This is a genomic window from Acinetobacter sp. YH16032 (assembly GCF_013417345.1).
Classification (GTDB): domain Bacteria; phylum Pseudomonadota; class Gammaproteobacteria; order Pseudomonadales; family Moraxellaceae; genus Acinetobacter.
Genome location: NZ_VPEE01000150.1, coordinates 1 through 1455, shown reverse-complemented (window position 1 = coordinate 1455; position 1455 = coordinate 1). Strand labels below are relative to the sequence as shown.

Below are 1455 nucleotides of genomic sequence, written 5' to 3'. Positions count from 1 at the left end.
TGTTATTCCTAAGTAGAAATGTCCTACCTAATAACCAAATAGAAATGTCCTATACAGACATTTCCAAGTCAAGCACAGGATTCAGATTTCGTTCTTTGATTACTGTTTTCTGTGCACGTCTGCTTGGCATCTTTTGAGAACGATTGCGTTTATTTTGTTGTTCTAGTTCTTCATGCTGCTGTTGAATATGGGCTAATACAGAACCCAAACGTTTATTCTCAACAATCTCTCGCTGGTTGAGCTGACTTAATTTATCGAAGATGCTGTAATTGATTTTTCTTCCCTGATATTCAATCGCGACTGTACTATCCGGGTATTCCAGAAACTCAAGATACTTGCCAATCAATCTTTGGTTTTCTTCCGTGTTTTCCAGGAGATATACGCATTTATCATAAGTGATCGTCAGGCTATTCGTGACTCTGCGGGGTTCACGCCAGGTAAAAATATCATCTAATTCTTCGGCTGTTTCAGTGACAGTCCGGTGTAGATCCTTGGGATTAAAGGCCATCTTGGCAAACTTCTGATTGAACTGCTCAATGAAGCAGGGTAGCCAGGCATTGGCTTCGGCAATCGAACTGATGCCTTCCAGACGCATTTCTTTGATCAGACGGTCCTGAAGCGTTCTATTGGCTCGTTCTACACGGCCTTTGGCCTGTGGTGAATTAGCGAAGATAATATCGATATTCAGGGTGTTGAGTACACGTCCAAACTGGGTAATCTTGGTGTCTTTCTTGCTGCTTTGATTCACTCTAAAGACTGAATGTTTGTCGCTGTAAAACGCTAAAGGCTTACCGTGCTGTTCGACATATAAGCGTGTTGAAATCATATAGTCAAAGGTTGATTCTGACTCACAGAAGCGTAAATGCTGCAATTTTCCTGTAGCATCATCGATAAACACCAGCAGACAGCATTTAGCAGCGCGTCCTTCAAACCAGTCATGGTGTGAGCCATCGATTTGGATCAGTTCACCATAACAGTCCCGGTTATAACGAGGCTGATACGGGCGTTTCAGACGCTTGGCGCGAGGAATCCATAAATCGGCAGCAATCATCCAGGAACGCAGTGTTTCCACTGAAATATCAAAGCCATGAACGGTGGTGAGCTTTTCATGCGCTAAAGTGGGTCCGAAACCATGCAGTTGATCAGAAACAATATTGAGGCACTTGAGTCTGAGCTCTTCAGGAAGCCTGGAATTGCTGATTTGACCACGACCGGCATGGGCTAATGCAGCTGGGCCTTGAGCTTTGTATTTTTGCAATAAACGTCTGATCTGACGCTCTGAAATATGCAGTAGCTGAGCAGCTTGGGACTGGGTTATGCGTTGATCACAGATTTCCTGCAAGACCGACAATCGTTTAAGTTCTTTATCCGACATAGACACCAACATATCAAACCGTCCGCTAAGAAAATTGCAAAAGTGCATATTCTAAAAGCGGACATTTTTACTTTGGAGAA

At 43.4% G+C, this 1455-nt stretch carries 1 protein-coding gene; it reads right to left on the bottom strand.

The window, feature by feature from the left end:
• Positions 1-49 precede the first annotated feature (49 nt).
• Positions 50-1375 carry an ISNCY family transposase gene (locus FTV32_RS17075; RefSeq protein ID WP_081403311.1) on the bottom strand — a complete coding sequence of 442 codons (1326 nt, stop codon included), beginning with the start codon at positions 1373-1375 and terminating at the stop codon, positions 50-52.
• Between the last annotated feature and the right edge of the window lie 80 nt (positions 1376-1455).